At 64.3% G+C, this 19,359-nt stretch carries 18 protein-coding genes and 2 pseudogenes; 15 read left to right on the forward strand and 5 right to left on the reverse strand.

From position 1 onward, the window contains the following. Nucleotides 1–153 precede the first annotated feature (153 nt). Complete coding sequence (locus CCR94_RS04390) at nt 154–969, reverse strand: AraC family transcriptional regulator (protein WP_104506665.1); 816 nt, start codon at nt 967–969, stop codon at nt 154–156. 88 nt (nt 970–1,057) lie between these two features. On the opposite strand from CCR94_RS04390, the gene CCR94_RS04395 reads away from it, so the two are divergent. Beyond that, on the forward strand, nt 1,058–1,819 hold the full coding sequence (locus CCR94_RS04395; protein ID WP_104506666.1) for a class I SAM-dependent methyltransferase: 762 nt from the start codon (nt 1,058–1,060) through the stop codon (nt 1,817–1,819). A 142-nt stretch (nt 1,820–1,961) separates the two neighbouring features. Here CCR94_RS04395 and CCR94_RS25885 read toward each other — a convergent pair whose 3' ends face one another. Beyond that, a complete protein-coding gene (locus CCR94_RS25885) occupies nt 1,962–2,312 on the reverse strand; it encodes an ATP-binding domain-containing protein (RefSeq protein ID WP_425332310.1) in 351 nt (116 codons plus the stop codon). Between the two features lie 301 nt (nt 2,313–2,613). Here CCR94_RS25885 and CCR94_RS04405 point away from each other — a divergent pair, with 301 nt between their 5' ends. From CCR94_RS04405 to CCR94_RS04470, 13 genes are all read left to right on the forward strand, one after another. Beyond that, on the forward strand, nt 2,614–3,408 hold the full coding sequence (locus tag CCR94_RS04405; RefSeq protein ID WP_104506668.1) for a TonB family protein: 795 nt from the start codon (nt 2,614–2,616) through the stop codon (nt 3,406–3,408). Nucleotides 3,409–3,602: 194 nt separating this feature from the next. Further along, a complete protein-coding gene (locus CCR94_RS04410; RefSeq protein WP_104506669.1) occupies nt 3,603–5,927 on the forward strand; it encodes a TonB-dependent receptor in 2,325 nt (774 codons plus the stop codon). Between the two features lie 22 nt (nt 5,928–5,949). Then, nucleotides 5,950–6,936: an LLM class flavin-dependent oxidoreductase gene (locus CCR94_RS04415; RefSeq protein WP_104506670.1), complete on the forward strand. Its 987-nt coding sequence runs from the start codon at nt 5,950–5,952 to the stop codon at nt 6,934–6,936. Continuing rightward, nucleotides 6,936–7,973 carry an ABC transporter substrate-binding protein gene (locus tag CCR94_RS04420; RefSeq protein WP_104506671.1) on the forward strand — a complete coding sequence of 346 codons (1,038 nt, stop codon included), beginning with the start codon at nt 6,936–6,938 and terminating at the stop codon, nt 7,971–7,973. The genes CCR94_RS04415 and CCR94_RS04420 overlap by 1 nt, the downstream gene beginning before the upstream one ends. Next, entirely contained in the window at nt 7,951–8,988 is a 1,038-nt protein-coding gene (locus CCR94_RS04425; protein ID WP_104506672.1) for a FecCD family ABC transporter permease, read from the forward strand. Before CCR94_RS04420 ends, CCR94_RS04425 begins: the two co-directional genes overlap by 23 nt. After that, nucleotides 8,985–9,755, forward strand: coding sequence for an ABC transporter ATP-binding protein (locus tag CCR94_RS04430; RefSeq protein WP_244593935.1), 771 nt, complete (start codon nt 8,985–8,987; stop codon nt 9,753–9,755). The genes CCR94_RS04425 and CCR94_RS04430 overlap by 4 nt, the downstream gene beginning before the upstream one ends. A gap of 3 nt (nt 9,756–9,758) precedes the next feature. Further along, nucleotides 9,759–10,571 carry a class I SAM-dependent methyltransferase gene (locus CCR94_RS04435; protein WP_104506673.1) on the forward strand — a complete coding sequence of 271 codons (813 nt, stop codon included), beginning with the start codon at nt 9,759–9,761 and terminating at the stop codon, nt 10,569–10,571. A gap of 429 nt (nt 10,572–11,000) precedes the next feature. Then, on the forward strand, nt 11,001–11,258 hold the full coding sequence (locus CCR94_RS04445; RefSeq protein WP_104506675.1) for an L-lactate permease: 258 nt from the start codon (nt 11,001–11,003) through the stop codon (nt 11,256–11,258). After that, nucleotides 11,255–12,745 (forward strand): FAD-linked oxidase C-terminal domain-containing protein, encoded by a 1,491-nt coding sequence (locus CCR94_RS04450; protein ID WP_170068933.1) that lies wholly within the window; start codon nt 11,255–11,257, stop codon nt 12,743–12,745. The genes CCR94_RS04445 and CCR94_RS04450 overlap by 4 nt, the downstream gene beginning before the upstream one ends. A gap of 10 nt (nt 12,746–12,755) precedes the next feature. Continuing rightward, entirely contained in the window at nt 12,756–14,000 is a 1,245-nt protein-coding gene (locus CCR94_RS04455; protein ID WP_104506676.1) for an FAD-binding protein, read from the forward strand. After that, the gene (gene glcF, locus CCR94_RS04460; RefSeq protein WP_104506677.1) at nt 14,000–15,289 is read left to right on the forward strand and encodes a glycolate oxidase subunit GlcF; all 1,290 of its coding nucleotides are present in this window, start codon (nt 14,000–14,002) and stop codon (nt 15,287–15,289) included. The genes CCR94_RS04455 and glcF overlap by 1 nt, the downstream gene beginning before the upstream one ends. A gap of 22 nt (nt 15,290–15,311) precedes the next feature. Further along, nucleotides 15,312–17,477: a malate synthase G gene (locus CCR94_RS04465; protein ID WP_104506678.1), complete on the forward strand. Its 2,166-nt coding sequence runs from the start codon at nt 15,312–15,314 to the stop codon at nt 17,475–17,477. Between the two features lie 19 nt (nt 17,478–17,496). After that, nucleotides 17,497–17,913, forward strand: coding sequence for a GlcG/HbpS family heme-binding protein (locus CCR94_RS04470; RefSeq protein ID WP_104506679.1), 417 nt, complete (start codon nt 17,497–17,499; stop codon nt 17,911–17,913). Between the two features lie 137 nt (nt 17,914–18,050). Here CCR94_RS04470 and CCR94_RS26545 read toward each other — a convergent pair. Further along, a pseudogene (locus CCR94_RS26545) lies at nt 18,051–18,242 on the reverse strand (LysR substrate-binding domain-containing protein); the annotation flags it as partial. Between CCR94_RS26545 and CCR94_RS04480 the strand changes: the two are divergent. Beyond that, nucleotides 18,214–18,636, forward strand: coding sequence for a hypothetical protein (locus CCR94_RS04480; RefSeq protein ID WP_146089854.1), 423 nt, complete (start codon nt 18,214–18,216; stop codon nt 18,634–18,636). The pseudogene CCR94_RS26545 and the gene CCR94_RS04480 overlap by 29 nt on opposite strands. Here the strand turns inward: CCR94_RS04480 and CCR94_RS04485 are convergent. Beyond that, nucleotides 18,581–19,045: an L-histidine N(alpha)-methyltransferase gene (locus CCR94_RS04485; protein ID WP_104506682.1), complete on the reverse strand. Its 465-nt coding sequence runs from the start codon at nt 19,043–19,045 to the stop codon at nt 18,581–18,583. The genes CCR94_RS04480 and CCR94_RS04485 overlap by 56 nt on opposite strands. Then, nucleotides 19,035–19,244, reverse strand: a pseudogene (locus tag CCR94_RS25890) (ergothioneine biosynthesis protein EgtB); the annotation flags it as partial. The gene CCR94_RS04485 and the pseudogene CCR94_RS25890, both read right to left, overlap by 11 nt. Between the last annotated feature and the right edge of the window lie 115 nt (nt 19,245–19,359).

Below are 19,359 nucleotides of genomic sequence, written 5' to 3' on the forward strand. Positions count from 1 at the left end.
GTCAGGCGGCCGCGACGGGCAGGCTGACCCATCCCGGCTTGCCCAGGGAAACGACGGCGACCACCGTCTCCTACACCACGCCAAGGGACACGATCTCTTTGTCCTCGGGGGCAGTGTAGCAGCGGAACGGAAAATCCAGGTAGGCATGAGGGCTCAAAGCCGGACCGGTTTTCGCACCCGCGAACGATAAGCGGTCGGCGTTTCTCCGGTGAGTTGCATAAAAGCCTTTGCAAAGGCGCTTAAGGAAGCATAGCCCGCATCAGCAGCGACATCGGTCACTCGGCCTCCGCCCGCCAACCGCCCCATCGCCTCCAGCATCCGCGCCTGGATCATCCAAGCCTGCCATCGCAAGCCAGTTTCTCGGAAAAACGCCCGTCGGAAACTGCGTTCGGACATGCCTGCCGCTCGGACGGCATCGCTCAGGCTGACATGGCCAAGATCGCGCAAAGTCTCATCCATGGCGCGCGTGATGGCGGGGTTATTCGCACCGGGGAGACAAAGCGGTAGCTCGGCTTGTAGCCACTCACCGCACAACAATCCCAACGTACGGAAAAAGCTGGAAGAAAGCAAATCCTGCTCGCCGACGCCCAAGGGCCAGCGCCGCGCATGCATGACCATTTCGTGCATCATTGGGCCGGTAACCAGAATGCGAACCCTGGCCTCCCGATCAGGAACCGCGACTGGGTCAAAATAAAGTGAAACATAGTCCCAACTGGCGATCATCGTGCGATGCCGCACTCCGGCGGGAATCCAGGCCGATCGTCCGCATGGCAGCATAAACCTTGCGCGATCGGCCTCAATCTGAGTGGCGCCGGCATAGGCGTAGATCAGTTGATGATAAGGGTGGTCATGCCAGTCATAGAACCGATTGCGAGACGGATCACAAAAGGAGAAGCCAACACCCTCGGGTCGGTCGAGGCCATGCTCCTGCAGCACAGCCTGGGTGGCGTCGTAATCGAGTGTCTCCATGGCCGAAATCCGCTAATTATTGGCCGGCCAACGTTAGTCGGCCAACTCTGATTTTGCTAGTTTTCTTGTCGCCAACAGGGAGCAGCAAATGAGCGTCGAAGCCGGCCATAACGCGAAGATCATCGACCAATTCACACGCTGGGCGAAACCTTTTTCCGATCTGCCCGCGCACTCTGATGCCGAAGGGATGGAGTGCTTGCTGCAAGCTGCCCAGTTAAACGCGGGGCTTAAGGTCATCGATGTCGCGTGTGGCCCCGGTATTGTGGCCTGCGCGGCGGCGCGGTTGGGGTGCGAGGTGACGGGGATCGACATCACCCCCTCAATGATCGATCAGGCCCGCGCCCGCCAACAGGCGGTGGGACTCAGCCAACTCGATTGGCATATCGGCGACGCCACTCAACTGCCCTTCACGGACGAATCGTTCGATGTGGCGATCACGCGTTATAGTTTTCACCATATGCCGCACCCCTTGGCGGCGCTGCGCGAAATGAAGAGGATTGTGCGTCCGGGTGGCCGGCTTATCGTCGCCGATGCAACGCCGACAGCACAAACTCAGGCCGCCTACGACCAGATGGAGACACTGCGAGACCCCTCCCACACCAGCGCCCTCACGTTGGAGCAACTCTTGGCTCTAGGCGAAGCCGCCGAACTTAGGTTGGAACTTGTCGATGGCTACCGTTTGGATGCGCGTCTCGAAACCCTGACGGACCCCAAAGACCAGATCGCTCTGGAGTGCTTGCTCGACGAAGATATTACCAGTGGCGAAGATCGGACTGGTGTCGCGTCTCGACGGGATGTGGATGGGATTTGGATCAAGTTCCCTATTTCTGTTGTGAGGTGGACGAGATAGGCAGAATATGGACACTTGGACAGCCAAGCCTGCAATTTTTGGATCGGCTGACCCAACTGCCGCTATCGCGCTCAGCTTTCCCTCGCCGGCGACTTTGGGGAATGACTGGAATCCGCCGGGAAGGGACGGTCAATTCCCCCGCCTACCGCCCCAGCCACTCCTTCAGCCTCGTCCAGCGCCTGTTCGTCCGCGTGTTCCGGATGGCGATGGCCAAGGCCCGCCTCTGCCCCACGATCACAACGAGCCGCTTCCTGTAGGTGACCGCAGTGTAGAAGAGGTTGCGCGCCAGCATGGTGTAGTGCTGCATCGCAAGGGAGACGACGGCGGCGAGATATTCGGACCCCTGCGACTTTTGAATCGTGGTCGCGTAGGCGGGGACGACCGCGTCCAGGTCGCCGAAGGAATAGGTCATCTCGCGTCCGCCGAAACTGGCGAGCAGGGCGTCTTCCTCTCGGCCCATGCAACCGCGACCGGGGCGTCGATTTCCGGCCATGGCGTCGCGCCAACGTGCAAGGAAAGCAACCGGTCGGCGACGCCCTCTTCGGCGAAGTGCAAGCGGCGCAGGAAAATGCAGTCGACCAGGCGACCGCCCGATCCTCAGATTCCATCCCCGCATATGGCGAGTGTTCAGGCCACCGTGCCGCCGCAGGTTTTCGCAAGGCTGACATGGACGAGGCGCGAAGCGAGACGTTCTGACCATAAATGCGGCGCGGACCCCCACCATTCGCCGATCATTTGGGCTTGCTAAGCGCAAAACTCTTTATGTAATTAACGTATATAAATAAGCATATCCAATGAACTCGTATCACCATGAACGCCATTGCCTTTCGCCCCTCGCGTTGTTTCTTCAGGCGGGGCTTGCCGGCAAGAGCGTCATGGCGCTGCTGTTTCTTGTCTCGGTTTGGGGCTGGACGTTGATACTGCAAGTCTGGCCGTCCGCGCGCCGCCTCTGCGCCGCCGTGCAGGCCGCGCGCCGGGACGAGGAGTCGGCCGTGGTCGCCGAAGCGCTCGAAGCGGGCGTCCGCGCGCAGGCGGTGCGGGTGGCGAGCGAAACCCATGCGGACCGGCGCTGGCGCATCGGCGAGACCATGACCCGCGCCGCCCGGACGCTGCTGCTGGAGGCCGAAGGCGGGTTGCCGAGCCTCGCCGTGATTTCCTCGACCTCGCCGTTCATTGGCCCGTTCGGTAAGGTCTGGGGCATCACGTCCTCCTTCACCGCGATCGCCGACGCCCAAGACACTTCGCTCGCCGTGGTCGCGCCTGGCATCGCGGAAGCTTTGGCCGCCGCCGCCATTCCCGCTTCGGTCGGATACAACAGGCTTTCCGCGCTGTTCTCACGCGTCTCCGCCGAACTCAACCGCCACAAGAGCTATCCGGCGAGCGCGCGGGCGCGCGGCGAATCCGGCGCTGTCGGGGTCAGCTTCACGGTCGGCGGCTCCGGGCGCATCGCCAGCCATTCCATTTTCACATCCTCGGGCTCCTCGGCGCTCGACGGCGTCGTCCACGCCATGATGCGCGCCGCACATGCGCCACCGCCGCCCGGCGGCGCGTTCCACGGCAGCATTGTCATCCGCTTCAACCTCCGCTGAGGCGGAGCGCGGTCGCGCGGCGCGGCCATGGCGCGTTATAACACCAGACTACCTATTGAGAGCCAGGACATAGAAAGAATGACCATAATATGGGCACAATGACGCCACAATCGTCTTTATCGTAACATTACCGCTCTCCTATTAATGTATTCGAAAGAAATATTTGCGCGTCGCGCGCTCCGGAGGTCGATCCCATGCGCCATTCTCGTCCCGCCCAGCGCCGCGTCCTGCGCGCCAGCGTCTCGCTGGGCGCCTGCCTGTTCGTCGCGAGCGGCTGGGCGCAGGTCGCCCTACCCGAAGTTCACGTCGAAGCTCCCGCCGCCGCGCCTGCCGCCGAATCGGCGGTCGCCGAGCCGGGCCGCCCCGCCGCGCTTCCCTCCCGACGCGACGGGGCGGCCACGGTCTACGACGCCGCCGGCAATGGCGTCGATTTTGGCGCCGACAACGGCGGCTCCAATGTGCTGCGCACCGTCTCCAACCTGCCCTCCGTGGACGCGCCGGCGATCGATCCTTACGGAGCCGCCAATATTCCCAACGGCTTCAAGGGGATCCGCGTGCGCGGCCAGTTGAGCCAGCACGGCGACAGCCTCAGCACGGTGGACGGAGTCCCCCTCGCGGGCGTCAATCCGGGCGTCGGCGCGATGTTCATGATTCCCAACGAGGACGTCGCCCGCACGACCCTGCACCAAGGGCCGATCGCGCCCAACGTCCTGTCCTATTTCAACTCCGCCGGCGTGATCGACGCCCAGATCGCCTGGCCGAAGGACAAGATGGGCGGCGAAATTTCGCAGAGCGTCGGCTCGTACCATTTCCTGCGCACCTTCGCGCGCGTCGATTCCGGGCTTCTGTTCAACAACACGACAAAATTCTTCCTGTCCGGCGCCTGGAGCGACGCCGACAAGTGGCGCGGCACAGGCAAGTCGCCCGACGGCAAGGGCGACTTCACCGCGGGCGTCGAGACCCGGCCCAACGAATCGCTCGACATCAAGGCGCTGGTCGCGCACACGCAGGTCGACCAGAACACCTATGCCGCCCTGACCTACGCGCAGGCCAGCAATCTCGCGAAATACCGCTTCTACGATTTCAGCGGGATCCCCGTCGCCGGCAATACGTCGAACTGGTACGGCTACAACCGCCAGAGCCTCAACGTCTGGTCCGCTTTCACCGAAATCGCCTGGAAGATCAACGGCGACACGACCCTGACGCTGAAACCCTACTTCTTCCACGAAGACGGATATTACCTGGACGCGGCGTCAACAACGGTGGCGCGGCAATGGCTGATCGACCACAATTTCTATGGCGGCGTCGCCGAATTGAAGACCCGCGCCTGGACCACGGATTTCACGCTCGGCTATTGGGGCGGCGCCGGCGAGCTTCCCGGGCCGCCCACCGCCCAAAAACAGTTCAACACCAATACGTCGGGCGGCCTCAGCTTCCTCAAGTGGAGCATGTTGGCGCAGGAGACCCAGCCGCATCTCTACAATTCGATCTATGCCATGGCGGACCGACGCTTCGACGACCTCCGGGTGCAGGGCGGCTTGCGCTATCTGTGGCAAACCCTCGCCGGAATCAACGCCATGACTCCCGGCGCCGGCGCCCTGGACGTCTCCTATTCGGCGGCGCTCGCCGCGTCGACCGTCAACGCCCGCAACAGCGTGACGCCCGCCACGGTCGGGACGGCTCTGCCCTATCTGGCGCTCGCCTATGACGTGACCCCCGATCTGACCGCGCGCGTCAGCTATGGCGTCACCTACACCGGCATGGCCCTCGACCTGTGGCCAACCTACCAGTCCTCCGCCGCGACGCTCAACGCCAAGGGGTTCAATCTCAACCAGCTCTGGCACAATCTCAAGCCGGAGACCGACGACGTGGTCGATGTCGGCGTCGACTTGAAATTCACGTCGCCGATCGGAGCGGGAACCTTCAGCCCCACCCTGTTCTATGCGCGCAACCACAACCAGAACGTCTCCTACGATCCCGGCGTGGGCGTCGCCTTCGCCCAAACCATCGGCCAGAGCCGCACGCTGGGCGGCCAGGCGATGGTCCGGCTCGAACCCAGCGATATCCTGTCGTTCTTCGCCGCGATCGGCTACCAGAACGTCGCTTTCGTCGAGGATTTGCCGTATTGGACGGGCGCTTCGCCGGCCGTGATCGCCGCGACAAAGGTCAAGGGCAAGCTGGTTCCCGACGCGCCGCTTTGGGTTTCAACGCTCGGCGCCGAGGCGCGCTGGAACGATTTTACGCTCACGCCGATCGTTCACATCGTCAGCGACCGCTATGGCGACGCCGCGCATGCGCAATCCGTCGCCGGCTATGCCACCGTGGACCTGCGCCTCGCCTATCGCCGCCCCGTCGATTTCGGCGAACTGGAGGCCAGCGTCACCGTGACCAATCTGTTCGACGCCGCCTATATCGGCCAGATCTCCAGCAATTTCTACCAGTCCACGTCCGCAAGCGCAGGCATCTACTATCCCGGCGCGCCGCGCGCCATCGTCGGCAAGCTCGCTTGGCGCTACTGAGCGCCAGCGTCAGGAGATCGAGATGCGCCTCGGCGTTTTCTGCACCTACGAAAATCCGCTCGACGATTACGTCAAATGTTTTCAGGCGCAGACGCGTCTGGTGCAGCATGTGGAGAGCCTTGGCTTTGAAGAGGCCTGGGTCGCCGAGCATCATTTCAATCCCGACGCCGCCAGCCCGTCGATCCTCGTGCTGCTCGCCTGGCTCGCGGGCGTGACCAAGACGATCAGGCTCGGCTCCGCCGCCGTGCTTCTGCCCTTCCGCAATCCGATTCAGGTGGCGGAGGATGTCGCCAGCATCGACATACTCAGCGGCGGACGCTTCGATTTCGGCGTCGCCAAGGGTGGCCCGTTTCCTCTTCAGAACAAGCATTTTCACGCGGACAAGGACGTTTCGCGCGACATGACCATCGAGGCGCTGGAGCTGATCGAGCGCCTGTTCGCCGAAGAAGAAGTGACCTTTTCCGGCCAGTATTATCAGGTCGAATCCGTGCGTCTCGCGCCAAAACCGCTGCAAAACCCGATGCCGGTCTGGATCGCCACCACCACGCCGGAAGCCATTCGCTATGCGGCGAAAAAGGGCATTGGCGTGATGGGCGGCTCGCCGTTCCCCTTGCAAAAAGTGGTGGACATTGTCGAGACCTATCGCGCCGCCGCGCCCGGCGTCGATCCGCGTCTGGCTCTGGCGCGCTTCTATTTCGCCGCGCCGACCCGCGAACAGGCGCTCGCCGAGGCGCAGCCGTTCATCGCGCGATTTTCCGAGCGCATGCGCGGGATTTTCATGGCGCAGGGAAAAGGACCGGGCTTCGATGCGGACGGCGTGATCGCGCGCTCGCTGATCGGCTCTTACGACGAGGTGATCGCGCAGGCGCGCGAAATCCAGGCGCGCGCGGCGCCGCGCGCGCTGCTGCTGAAACCGGCTTCGCTCGATGCGGACAAGAACCTGAAAACCCTGACCGATTTCGCCAGGATCATCCGGCCCGCGCTGGCCCCGAGCGCGAGTGTCGCCTGATGAAGATCTTTCTCCGCATCGCCGCCGTCCTGCTGGCGCTGGCCGCGCCGGCGCAGGCCGGCGACGCGCCGAAACCGGCGCGTGAAATCACCGACATGGCCGGCCACAAACTTCGGGTTCCAGACAAGATCACCAAGGTTTTTTCAGCGTCCTATCCGCTCACCACGCTGATGTATGTGATCGCGCCCGATCTGCTTAGTGCGGTCAATGTGCCGATCACCGACAAGCAGAAGCCGTATTTTGCGCCGCGTCTCGCCGAACTGCCGGCGGCGGGCGGAACGCCGGGCCAGAACCGCGCGGCCAATCCGGAAGAAATCCTCGCGCTGCAGCCCGATGTGATCGTCGCCTGGACCGATCCGATGGGCGGCCATCCCCCGGCGGAGCAGAGCTGGGCGCAGACCGGCCTGCCAGTGATCTACATGAATGTGAGCAGGATCGACGATTATCCGGCGGCGCTCGATTTCCTCGGCGACCTGCTCGACCGTCGCGCCCGCACCGATGAACTCAAAACCTATGTCGTCGCGGCGCTGGAGCGGGTGAAGACGGCGGTGGCCCGCGTCCCGCCCGAGCAGCGCGCAAAACTGCTCTATGCCGAAAGCCCCGACGGACTCGCCACCGAATGCGATTCCTCCTTCCACATGGAGGCGTTCCGCCTCGCCGGCGGCGACAGCATTTATCACTGCGCGCAGGCGACCCATATGGGCATGGAGAAGATTTCGCTCGAAGAAATCATCGCCCGCCAGCCCACGCTGATCGTGGCTCTCGACCCAAAGTTCAAGGATTTTTCGGCGCAGGCGCCGGAATGGCGCAATGTGAAGGCGATCGCGCAAGGGCGCGTCTACACGGTCCCGAAATTGCCCTTCAACTGGCTCGACCGCCCGCCAAGTTTTATGCGCGTGCTCGGCGCGCAGTGGTTGGCCAACATCTTTTACCCACAGGCGCTGCCGCTCGACATCAAGGCCGAAACCAAGACATTCTACAAGCTGTTCTTCGGGGTTCAACTCACCGACGCAGATGTCGCTCAGCTTCTCCGCTGACCGTGCGCGCACGCTGCTGTTGTTCGCCGGTCTGGTCGCCGCGCTGGCTGTGGCGGCGGTTCTGGCGCTTTCGGTGGGCCGCTATGGGCTGGGCGTTGGGGAAATCCTGCGCTTCCTCGCCGCCCGCGCGGGCCTCGTGGCGCCCGATCCAGCGCGCGACGATCTCTTGAAAAACATCATCGTCGACATCCGCCTGCCGCGCATTGTCGCGGCGGCGGCGATCGGCGCGGCGTTGAGCGTCGCCGGCGCGGCGTACCAGTCCGTTTTCCGCAATCCCCTGGCCTCGCCCGGTCTGCTCGGCGCGCTCGGCGGAGCCAGTTTCGGCGCGGCGCTGGCGCTGATCCTCGGCCTGTCCTGGATCGCCTTGCAGGGTTTGGCTTTCGCGGGCGGCGTCGGCGCGGTGGCGCTGGGCGTGGTCATCGCCAATCTGTTCGGCGAGGCCTCCGCCATCACCCTCATTCTCGGAGGCATGATCTCCGGCGCGTTTTTCACCGCCGCGCTGTCGATCTTGAAATATGCCGCCGATCCCTATGACCAGCTTCCAGCCATCGTCTATTGGCTGATGGGCAGCCTTGCGAGCATCAGCCTCACCCAGATTCTCTGGACCGCGCCGCTGATGCTGGCGGGCATGGCCGGCCTCGCGCTGCTGGGCCGCCCGCTCGACGCGCTGGCCATGGGCGAGGACGAGGCGCGCGGCCTCGGCGTGCCCGTGGCGGCGCTGCGCTATGGCGCCATAGCCGCGGCGACCTTCATTTCGGCGCTGAGCGTGTCGCTGTCGGGCATGATCGGCTGGATCGGCCTGTTCGCGCCGCATTTCGCAAGGCTGTTGGTCGGCCCCGGCAATGTCCGGCTGCTGCCGGCCTCGGCGCTGGTCGGCGCCATTTTCCTGATCGGCGCCGACACTTTGGCGCGCAGCGTGGCGCGCACCGAGATTCCCATCGGCATCATCACCGAACTTTTGGGGATCCCCGCTTTCATCCTGGTGCTGCGTCGCGCGCGAAGAGGCTGGATGTGAGCGCAAGTCTGGAAGCGGCGGCGCTGGTTTTTTCACGCGGCGAAAGGCGTGTGCTCGACGGCGCCTCGCTGGCCCTGGCGCCCGGCGAGATCGTCTCGCTGCTTGGCGCCAATGGCTCGGGCAAGACCACGCTGCTGCGGCTGATGCTCGGCTTTCTCAAGCCCGATGGCGGCGCCGTCGCGCTCGACAACCGGACCTTGCGCGCATGGTCGCGTCGCGACATCGCCAGACAGGTCGCCTATGTCGCGCAAAACCATGTCGCGCCCTTTCCCTATCGCGTCCGCGACGTGGTGCTGCTTGGGCGCCTGCCGCAAGCGGGCTGGCTGGCGCCGGTCGCGGCGCGCGACTTCGAGGCCGCCGACGCCCTGCTCGAAGACTTGGGTATTCTGCCTCTCGCCGATCGGCCCTACACGGAAATCTCCGGCGGCGAGCGCCAGCTCACGCTGATCGCCCGCGCCCTGGCGCAAGGCGCAAACCTGCTGGTGATGGACGAACCCATGGCGGGCCTTGATTATGGCGCGCAGATCCGGCTGATGCGGCTGTTGCAAGGGTTAAAGCGACAGGGCATCGGCGTGCTGCTCAGCACCCACCATCCCGAACACGCCTTTTGGGCCTCGGATCGCATCGCGCTGCTGGAACAGGGCCGTGTCACCGTCGATGGCGCCCCGTGCGACGTTCTCGACGCCGAGGCGGTCGAGCGGCTTTACCGCGTGCAGGTCAAAACCCTCACCGCCGCCGATGGCCGCCGCGCCTTCCTGCCGGAGTGACTTATGAGCGAACCTCTCATCATCGATGATCTGGATTTCGGCCAGATGTATCGGGACCATCAGGCCCGCGCCGGCAGTTGGGCGAAGCCGCCGGAGTACTGGGACGCGAGGGCGCAAGCTTTTGACGCGCGCGTCAGCGCGGGCGGCGGTTATATCGACGCCTTCATTTCGCACATGGATCTCTCCGACTGCCGCAGCCTGATCGACATCGGCTGTGGCAATGGCGCCCTGTCCGTGGCCCTCGCGCCACACCTCGAAACCATCGTGGCGCTCGATTACAGCCCCGCGATGCTTGATGTCACGCGCCATCGGGCGGTCGAGGCCGGGACGGGCAACGTTACAACGGTGTTGCGCGCCTGGGAGGACGACTGGAGCGATCTGCCCGTTTGCGATGTCGCCATCGCCTCGCGCTCGACCGGCGTGATGGACCTGGAAGCGGCGCTGCGTAAACTCGACCGTCAGGCGCGCAAGCGAGTCTATCTCACCGCACCTGTTGGCGCCCGCGAGATCAATTCTTCCATATTGGAGGCGCTCTGCCGGCCGCCTGCGCCCAAAATCGACAAGCCGGACTACATCTACTTCATCAACCTGCTCTACCGCATGAACCGGATGCCGAGGCTCGAATTTATCTCGCATCCGCGCAGTGAAGAGCCCAAGACGGATTGGCTAGGCTTCCAGCGCAACGCCGCATTTTTTCTCGGGCAATTGTCTGAACCTGAATGGGAACGCCTGCGCGCATGGCGCGAGTTGAACCCTGATGCGCCCTTGTTTGAGCGTGATCAACAGCATTGGGCGTTTATCTCATGGTCAACCTGACGGCTGACGTGTCGCTTGGCATTTAATAGTAAGGCGCCGATGAAATTGCCTCTGACTTCCTGCGAACGACGGCGCTCCTGCGGGCTGTCGGCGAGATTTCGCCGGAACCGATCTACGCCAAGGACATCGAGGACCGCTTTCTCTGCTACAATCCCTCCGCACTCGCGGTGATCGGCAAGAGCGCGGAGGTTGTGCTGGGCCACACCGATGCGGAATGGCGCCACGATCCGAAGCAGGCCGCCATCGTCATGGCGAATGACCGCGCATCATGCAAACCGGTCTGGCCGAGGTCATCTTGATATTCAATGTCGGATTTTGCGACCAAGGCCGTTCTTGAGCGCACGCCATTCGTAAGCAAAAGATAAGGGCGGGAGGGCCTGCCCCGCCTTCAAGGCCACTTGCACCCATTGAACAGCGGCTTACACTGACTTGGCCGCACTCCAACGCGATCTCGATCCGGCGCCGTTTGCGCCCACCAATTCCTCGGACGGCGTGATGAGCAAGATGGTGTCGCCGCAGAATATCGCCACCGGCGTCGCCGTGACCAATCTCCGTGGCCGCGAGGGAACCTGCTTGGTCCGCACCTTCCTGCACAGCCTCATCCTGGCGCTGATGCTCAGCGCCGTGGTCGCGGCGCAACGCGAGCTGTTCCATTGGATGGCGCCGATCGTCGGGTCGGCGAAATGATCCTGATGCCGGAGCCGGACGCGGCCACGCTTGCCCGTCGCGCCGAGATCGTCGCGGACCTTCGCGCCATCGTCCCGGGCGAAGGCGTGATCGAGTCCGAACAGGAGCGGCGCGCCTATGAATGCGACGCATTGACCGCCTATCGACAATTGCCGCTGGTGGTGGTGCTGCCGGAAACCACGCGGCAGGTGGTCGAAGTGCTGCGCTATTGCCAGGCGCGGACTCTGAAAGTTGTGCCGCGCGGCGCCGGCACGTCGCTGTCGGGCGGGGCGCTGCCGCTGGCCGACGCCGTATTGCTCGGCATGGGCAAGTTCAAGCGCATTTTGGAGATCGACGCCGCCAATCGCTGCGTCGTCGCCCAGCCCGGCGTGACCAATCTCGGCATTTCCCAGGCGGTGCAAGGGCTGGGGCTCTATTATGCGCCGGACCCGTCCAGTCAGATCGCCTGCACCATTGGCGGCAATGTCGCGGAAAATTCCGGCGGCGTGCATTGCCTGAAATACGGCCTGACCACCAACAATGTCATCGGCGTCGAATTCGTCACCATCGAGGGCGAGGTGATCCGCCTCGGCGGCAAGCATTTCGACGCTGGCGGCTATGATCTGCTCGGCGTGCTGGTCGGCTCGGAAGGCCTGCTCGGAATCGTCACCGAAGTCACCGTGCGCGTGCTGCCGACGCCGCCCGGCGCCCGCGCCTTGCTGATCGGCTTTCCCACCATGCAGGGCGCCGGCGATTGCGTCGCCGCCGTGATCGGCGCGGGCGTCATTCCCGGCGGCATGGAGATCATGGACAGGCTGGCGATTGAAGCGGCGGAGGCTTTCGTTCACGCTGGCTATCCGCTCGATGTCGAGGCGCTGCTGATCGTCGAACTCGACGGTTGCGCGGCGGAGGTCGATCATCTCATCGCGCGTGTCGAAGCCATCGCCAGGGCGTATGGCGCCACCACCTGCCGCGCCAGCCAATCGGAAGCGGAGCGGCTGCTGTTCTGGGCCGGGCGCAAGGCGGCCTTTCCTGCGGTGGGGCGCATCTCCCCTGATTATATGTGCATGGATGGCACGATACCGCGCAAGGAAATCGGCAGCGTTTTGCTTCGGATGAAACAGATGGAGGAAAAGCACGGGCTTCGCGTCGCCAATGTCTTCCATGCCGGCGACGGCAATCTTCATCCGCTGATCCTCTTTGACGCCAACATATCCGGAGAATTGCAGCGCGCCGAGGATTTCGGCCATGACATCTTGCGGCTCTGCGTCGAAGTCGGCGGCGTGCTCACCGGCGAACATGGCGTCGGCGTGGAAAAACGCGACCTGATGGACGCCATGTTCAACGAGGTCGATCTCGCCCAGCAGCAGAGGCTGAAATGCGCCTTTGACGCGAGCGGCCTGCTCAATCCCGGCAAGGTTTTCCCGCAACTGTGCCGCTGCGCGGAGCTTGGGCGCATGCATGTCCATGCGGGCCGATTGCGCTTCCCCGACCTGCCCCGGTTCTGAAGGATTCTGCATGGCGCTTTACCGTCCCGCCGACGAAAAGGAAATCGCCGAACTGGTGGCGACTTGCGCGGCGCAGCCCGAGACGTTGGAGATTTTCGCCGGCGCCAGCAAGCGCGCGTTCGGGCGTCCCGTTGCGGCGGATCACCAGCTTGATCTGTCGCGGCTTGCCGGCGTCATCGCCTATGAAGCGGCGGAGCTGGTGCTGACCGCACGCCCGGCGACGCCGCTTCAAACCATCAAGCAAGTCTTGCGCGAACAAGGCCAGATGCTCGCCTTCGAGCCGCCATCGTGGCGCGACCTGCTGCAAACGCAAGCGCAGCCGACCGATTCCCCGGCGCAGCCAACTGGTTACTCGGCGCAGCCGACTGTTGGCGGCGTTCTCTCCTGCAATCTCTCGGGACCGCGCCGGGTGCGCGCCGGCGCCGCCCGCGATTTCTTTCTCGGCTTTTCCGCCGTGAACGGGCGTGGCGAGCTGTTCAAGGCTGGCGGCAAGGTGGTGAAAAATGTCACCGGTTTCGACCTCAGCAAATTGCTCGCAGGCTCGTTCGGCACGCTGGCGATCCTGACCGAAGTGACGCTGAAGGTGATGCCGCGACCGGAAACGGAAACAACGCTGTTGTTGCGCGGGCTGGACGATGCTGGCGCCATTGACGCCATGGCGCGCGCCCTCAACACGCCCTTTGAAGTCTCCGGCGTCGCCCACCTGCCCGCCGCCGTCGCGGGCCGTGTGCTGGAGGACGGCGCCGCCACCGCCCTTCGCCTGGAAGGCCCCTCGCCCTCCGTCGCGTTTCGCGCCGGGGAGATCGCGCGGATGTTTGGCGGCGCGACCCGGCTCGACGGCGAGGCTTCCGCTCGGCTGTGGCGCGACATTGGCGAGGTTCGCGCGTTGCTGCCGCAAGGCGCGGCGCTGGTCTGGCGGCTATGCCCGACGCCGGGCGAGGCGGCGGCGCTGGTCGCGGCGCTGCGCGCCGCGCTATCCTCGGCGGAAGCCTTTTACGACTGGGGCGGCGGGCTGGTCTGGCTGTCTCTGGATGCCGAAGAGGCCGGCGTCGATGGCGGCGCGAGCGCGGTGCGCAGCGCGATGCGGACCGCCGGCGGCCATGCCACGCTGATCGTCGCGCCGGAATCGATGCGCGCCGCCGTCGATGTGTTCGAACCGCCGCCGCCGGCGCTGCGCGCCTTGAGCGCGCGGGTGAAGGCGAATTTCGATCCTCTGGGCCTGTTCAATCCCGGACGCATGGGCGGGGGCGCGTGATGCAAACCCAGTTCACCCTCACCCAGCTCGCCGATCCCGCCACAGCCGAGGCCGACACGATTTTGCGCGCCTGCGTGCATTGCGGCTTCTGCAACGCGACCTGCCCGACCTACGCCCTGCTGGGCGACGAACTCGACAGCCCGCGCGGGCGCATCTATCTCATCAAGGACATGCTGGAAAACGACCGGCCCGCCAGCGCCGATGTGGTCAAGCATATCGACCGCTGCCTGTCCTGCCTGTCCTGCATGACCACCTGCCCCTCCGGCGTGCATTACATGCATCTGGTCGATCACGCCCGCGCGCATATCGAGAAGACCTATCGCCGGCCCTGGCTGGATCGGCTCACGCGGCGCATCGTCGGCCATATTCTGCCCCGGCCCGGTCTGCTCCGCGTGGCGATCAGCGTCGCAGGTCTACTCAAGCCTATCGCCCCCCTGTTGCCGCGACGCCTGCGGCCGGCGCTGGCGCTGGCGCCCTTCGACCCGCCCGAACCCTCGCCGCTGGAACAGCCGCGCATCATCCCGGCGGAAGGGCGGAAACGTCGTCGCGTCGGCCTGATGACCGGTTGCGCGCAAAAGGCTCTGGCGCCGCAGATCAACGAAGCTACGGCGCGGCTGCTGACGCGCCATGGCTGCGAAGTGGTGATTGCGGAAGGCGCGGACTGTTGCGGCGCGCTCAACCATCATCTCGGCCAGGACGATGGCCTCGCCTTCGCTCGCGGCTCCATCCGCGCCTGGAGCCGCGAGATCGAAAGCGGAGGACTCGACGCTCTGGTCATCAACACCTCCGGCTGCGGCGTGATGATCAAGGATTATGGCTTTCTGTTTCGCGACGATCCTGAAATGGCGGACAAGGCGCAAAAGATCGCCGCGCTGGCGCGCGACATCACCGAGATCATGAGCGAGATCGGCCTGAAGGCGCCCGCGCGCGCCAGCGGTCGCCGCGTCGCCTATCACAGCGCCTGCACCCTGCAACACGGACAGAAAATCCGCGACGCGCCGAAGGCGCTGCTCGAACAAGCCGGCTTTGTCGTGCTGGATCCGCCGGAGGGCCATTTGTGCTGCGGTTCGGCGGGAACCTATAATCTGTTGCAGCCGGACCTTGCGACGCGGCTGCGGGCGCGCAAATGCGCCAATCTGGAGAGCATGCAGCCAGACATGATCGCCGCCGGCAATATTGGCTGCATCTTGCAGATCGGCGCGGCGACGCAACTGCCGGCGCTGCACACGGTTGAGCTGCTGGACTGGGCGACCGGAGGGCCGCGCCCCGCCGTCCTGCCGGAGGCGTGAGGATAGAAAGAGCGAGGAAGCCATGACGTCCCAATCTCAGGCGCCCCGGATCAAGGTCGCGCCCGTGTTCAAGCGCTTCATCGAGGACGAGGCGCTGCCCGGAACCGGGCTGGCGCCGCCGGTCTTCTGGGCGGCGCTGGAGCGCTTGCTGGTCGAATTTGCGCCGCAAAACAAAGCGCTGTTGGCCAAACGCGACGCGATGCAGGCGCATATCGACCGCTGGCATCTGGAGCGGCGCGGCCAGCCGCATGACGCGGTCGCCTACAAGAGCTTTCTGAGCGAGATCGGCTATCTGCTGCCCCAAGGCGAAGATTTTTCCATTGCGACCGAACATGTCGATCCCGAAATCAGCACCACCGCCGGGCCGCAACTGGTGGTTCCCATCAACAACGCCCGCTATGCGCTCAACGCCGCCAACGCCCGCTGGGGCAGCCTTTATGACGCGCTTTACGGCACGGATGCGCTGGCCCCGACCGACCCCGGCCATCGGGGCTATGATCCCGAACGCGGCGCCGCCGTGGTCGCCTGGGTCCGCGCCTTCCTCGACCGGATCGCGCCGCTGAAGGACGCTTCCCATGCCGACGCGGCGGGCTTCGCCATTGAGGCCGACCAGTTGCGCGTAAAACTGAAAAACGGCGCGACGACGGAACTGGCCGAGGGCGCGCAATGGGTCGGCTATGTCGGCGACGCCGCCAATCCCTCGCGCATCCTGCTGCTTCACCATGGCCTGCATGTCGAAATTGTGGTGGATCGCACGACGACGGTTGGCGGGCTCGACGCCGCCGGGATCAGCGATGTCATTCTTGAGGCGGCGCTGACCACGATTCAGGATTGCGAGGATTCCGTCGCCGCTGTCGATGCCGAAGACAAGGTCGCGGTCTATCGCAACTGGCTCGGTCTGATGAAGGGCGACCTTGCCGCGACTTTCGCCAAAGGCCAGGGCCAGGAGACTCGCAAGCTTGCGCCTGACCGCGCCTATCTGCGCCCGGATGGCGCGCCGTTCATCCTGCCCGGTCGCGCTTTGTTGCTGGTGCGCACGGTCGGCCATCTCATGACCAGCGATCTGGCGACGCTCGATGGTGAGGAAGCGCCGGAAGGCCTGATCGACGCGCTGACCACCACGGCCATCGCCCTGCATGACCTGCGCGGCGCCGCGCCCCTGCGCAACAGCCGCGCCGGTTCGGTTTATATCGTCAAGCCGAAGATGCACGGCCCGGAAGAAGCCGCCTTCGCCGATCGCGTTTTCGCCTTTGTCGAACAGGCGCTTGGTCTTGCGCCCAACACCGTGAAAATGGGCATCATGGACGAGGAGCGCCGCACCTCGGTCAATCTCAAGGAAACTATTCGCGCCGCGAAAGACCGGGTGTTCTTCATCAACACCGGCTTCCTCGACCGCACTGGCGACGAAATGCACACATCCAGGCTCGCCGGGCCTTTCATCCGCAAGAACGACATGAAATCCAGCACCTGGATTTCCGCCTATGAGGCCAACAATATGGATGTGGGTCTGGGCGCCGGCTTCCGGGGCCGCGCCCAGATCGGCAAGGGCATGTGGGCCATGCCGGACCTGATGGCGGAAATGCTGAAGGTCAAGATCGGCCATCCGCAGGCGGGCGCCAGCACCGCCTGGGTGCCCTCGCCCACCGCCGCGACGCTGCACGCCACCCACTACCATCAAGTCGATGTCGCCGCGCGCCAGGAGGCGCTTGCGAGCCGCGCGCCCGCAAAACTCGACGATCTCCTGACGCTCCCCCTCGCCGACCGGCCCAACTGGTCGCGCGACGAGGTCCAGCAGGAACTGGACAATAACGCCCAGGGCATTCTCGGCTATGTCGTGCGCTGGATCGACCAGGGCGTCGGCTGCTCGAAAGTGCCGGATATTCACGACGTCGGCCTGATGGAGGATCGCGCCACGCTGCGCATCTCCTCGCAGCATATCGCCAATTGGCTGCTGCATGGCGTCTGCGACGCGGCGCAGGCGCGCGAGACTTTTACACGCATGGCGGCGGTGGTCGATGGCCAGAACGCCAGCGATCCCGCCTATCGCCCGATGGCGCCGGATTTCGACGGCTCCATCGCCTTTCAGACCGCCTGCGCGCTGGTGTTCGAGGGCGTCCGCCAGCCCAATGGCTATACCGAACCGCTGCTGCACGCGGGACGCCGCAAGCTCAAGGCCGCCAAGGCCTGAATACCAAAGGGGATCGCCCATGTTGACGCTCGAACACGCACAGAAAATTGTCGCAGCCGCCTTGGCCGCATCGCGCGAAAAGGGCCTGAAACCCATGGGAATTGTCGTGCTCGACGCGCGCGGCGCCTTGCGCGCGGCGGCGGTTGAGGACGGCGCCAGCCTGGAGCGCTGGCGGGTCGCCTATGGCAAGGCGCGCGGCGCCATCAGCCTGGGCGTGAGTTCACGCATGATCGAGAAAATGGCGCAGGACCGGCCCTATTTCATCGGCGCGCTCGGCTCGGTCCTGACCGAAGGCATCGTGCCGGTTCCCGGCGGCGTGCTGATCCGCGACCCGGCCGGCGCGGTGATTGGCGCGGCGGGCGCCTCCGGCGACACCTCCGACAATGACGAGGCGGCGCTCCTCACGGCGCTGGGCGCGGCGGGTCTGGCCAGTTGAAACCCGTCCGGCCACATCCGAACCGGAATCGGAAATCCGAAATGTTTCATTCCGATCGCCCATACCGCCTCTGCCTTGCGCCGCTTTAGAATCTCCAGGAATCCGCGCGCGGGCGGCGACAGGGTCTTGGCGGCCATATGCGCGACATACCGTTGCCGCTCGATCGGAAAGCCCTGAACGTCGAGTTCCCGCAAGGCGCCCGAGGCGGCGTCGAGCGCCAGAACGTGGCGCGACAGCGCGGTGAGGCCGAGGCCCGCCGCCACCACCTGCTTGATGGTTTCGTCGCTGCCCGAACTCATCATGAACGCGCCCAAGGGAACGATCGCCATTGAAACGGCCGCGAATGTCGGCAATCGTCCGTCGCCGACGAAGCGGATCGGCTTGCATGGCCAAGGCGACGCCGATTGGCCGAGCTACAACAAGACGCTGACCTCCGAGCGCTTTTCCGCGCTGGACGAAATTACAACGGCGAACGTCAAAAACCTGAAGGTGTTATGCACCTACGACACGGGCCAATATACCGGTTTCAGTTTCGGATTGCTCGAAGTGCGGGGCGCTCTCGTCTTCACCGCCGAATATGATATTTTTCAATCAATCCCAATGATTGCAGCCAGAATTGGCGCGTGCATGAAGAGTATACGCCCGCCTCGGCGCAAGGCGTCGGCCGTCACCATCGCCGATCCGAAAAAGGCAGCGCCGGGGGCAGATCGAAATCGCGCGTGAAATCCGCGACGATCGGGAACACGTCAAGCCTGGGAAAACGTTTGGCGATGCGGCTTGTGGTTTGTGCGAGTTCATCGGCGGCTATGTCGATGGGAAGGTAGAGCCGAGGCGCGCGCAAGGCGTCGATGAGGATCTCGGTCTTGATCCCGGAGCCCGCGCCATATTCGAGCAGCACAGCGCCCTCGCCGCAGAAGTTGGCCATATCCCGAGCGTTTTGCGAGACGATCTCCGTCTCTGTTCGTGTGGGATAATAATCTTCGATGCGCGTGATCGCGTTGAACAGGTCCGAGCCGCGCGCGTCATAGAGCCAGCAGCAAGGGATCGATTTCTGTTTGCGAGAAAGCCCGGAGACGACGGCTGCGCGAAAAGCCTCGTCCGATCTCGTTTGGAAGCCCAGTTCAAGCGTCATCGTCGTCCTCCGCCAAGCGTACGCCCGAAAACTGCCAGCGGGCGTCGGGAGGAAAAAAATTGCGATAGGTCGAACGGATATGGTTCTCAGGCGTCGCGCACGAGCCGCCGCGCAGCACGAATTGCCCGCACATGAATTTCCCGTTGTATTCGCCGGCGGCGCCTTGGGCTGGACGGAAGCGCGGATAAGGTGCGAAGGCGCGGTCATTATCACCATATTAAGCACGGCGGTATTTCGCAATTTATTTACGGATGTCCGTCTCTATCACATTCAATACTTATTTAATGAGACCTCGACTGGCTTGGTAAATTAAG

It is taken from the genome of Rhodoblastus sphagnicola (genome assembly GCF_002937075.1).
GTDB classification, from domain to species: Bacteria; Pseudomonadota; Alphaproteobacteria; order Rhizobiales; family Beijerinckiaceae; genus Rhodoblastus; species Rhodoblastus sphagnicola.

Excerpts from the sequence above, each read along its gene's own strand:
- CCR94_RS04420 (WP_104506671.1), top strand. The coding sequence starts at position 6,936 with ATGAAGATCTTTCTCCGCATCGCCGCCGTCCTGCTGGCGCTGGCCGCG.
- CCR94_RS04480 (WP_146089854.1), top strand. The coding sequence starts at position 18,214 with ATGAACGCGCCCAAGGGAACGATCGCCATTGAAACGGCCGCGAATGTC.
- CCR94_RS04470 (WP_104506679.1), top strand. The coding sequence starts at position 17,497 with ATGTTGACGCTCGAACACGCACAGAAAATTGTCGCAGCCGCCTTGGCC.
- CCR94_RS04465 (WP_104506678.1), top strand. The coding sequence starts at position 15,312 with ATGACGTCCCAATCTCAGGCGCCCCGGATCAAGGTCGCGCCCGTGTTC.
- CCR94_RS25885 (WP_425332310.1), bottom strand. The coding sequence starts at position 2,312 with ATGGCCGGAAATCGACGCCCCGGTCGCGGTTGCATGGGCCGAGAGGAA.
- CCR94_RS04415 (WP_104506670.1), top strand. The coding sequence starts at position 5,950 with ATGCGCCTCGGCGTTTTCTGCACCTACGAAAATCCGCTCGACGATTAC.
- CCR94_RS04435 (WP_104506673.1), top strand. The coding sequence starts at position 9,759 with ATGAGCGAACCTCTCATCATCGATGATCTGGATTTCGGCCAGATGTAT.
- CCR94_RS04455 (WP_104506676.1), top strand. The coding sequence starts at position 12,756 with ATGGCGCTTTACCGTCCCGCCGACGAAAAGGAAATCGCCGAACTGGTG.
- CCR94_RS04390 (WP_104506665.1), bottom strand. The coding sequence starts at position 969 with ATGGAGACACTCGATTACGACGCCACCCAGGCTGTGCTGCAGGAGCAT.
- CCR94_RS04425 (WP_104506672.1), top strand. The coding sequence starts at position 7,951 with ATGTCGCTCAGCTTCTCCGCTGACCGTGCGCGCACGCTGCTGTTGTTC.
- CCR94_RS04395 (WP_104506666.1), top strand. The coding sequence starts at position 1,058 with ATGAGCGTCGAAGCCGGCCATAACGCGAAGATCATCGACCAATTCACA.
- glcF (WP_104506677.1), top strand. The coding sequence starts at position 14,000 with ATGCAAACCCAGTTCACCCTCACCCAGCTCGCCGATCCCGCCACAGCC.
- CCR94_RS04450 (WP_170068933.1), top strand. The coding sequence starts at position 11,255 with ATGATCCTGATGCCGGAGCCGGACGCGGCCACGCTTGCCCGTCGCGCC.
- CCR94_RS04405 (WP_104506668.1), top strand. The coding sequence starts at position 2,614 with ATGAACTCGTATCACCATGAACGCCATTGCCTTTCGCCCCTCGCGTTG.
- CCR94_RS04410 (WP_104506669.1), top strand. The coding sequence starts at position 3,603 with ATGCGCCATTCTCGTCCCGCCCAGCGCCGCGTCCTGCGCGCCAGCGTC.
- CCR94_RS04485 (WP_104506682.1), bottom strand. The coding sequence starts at position 19,045 with ATGACGCTTGAACTGGGCTTCCAAACGAGATCGGACGAGGCTTTTCGC.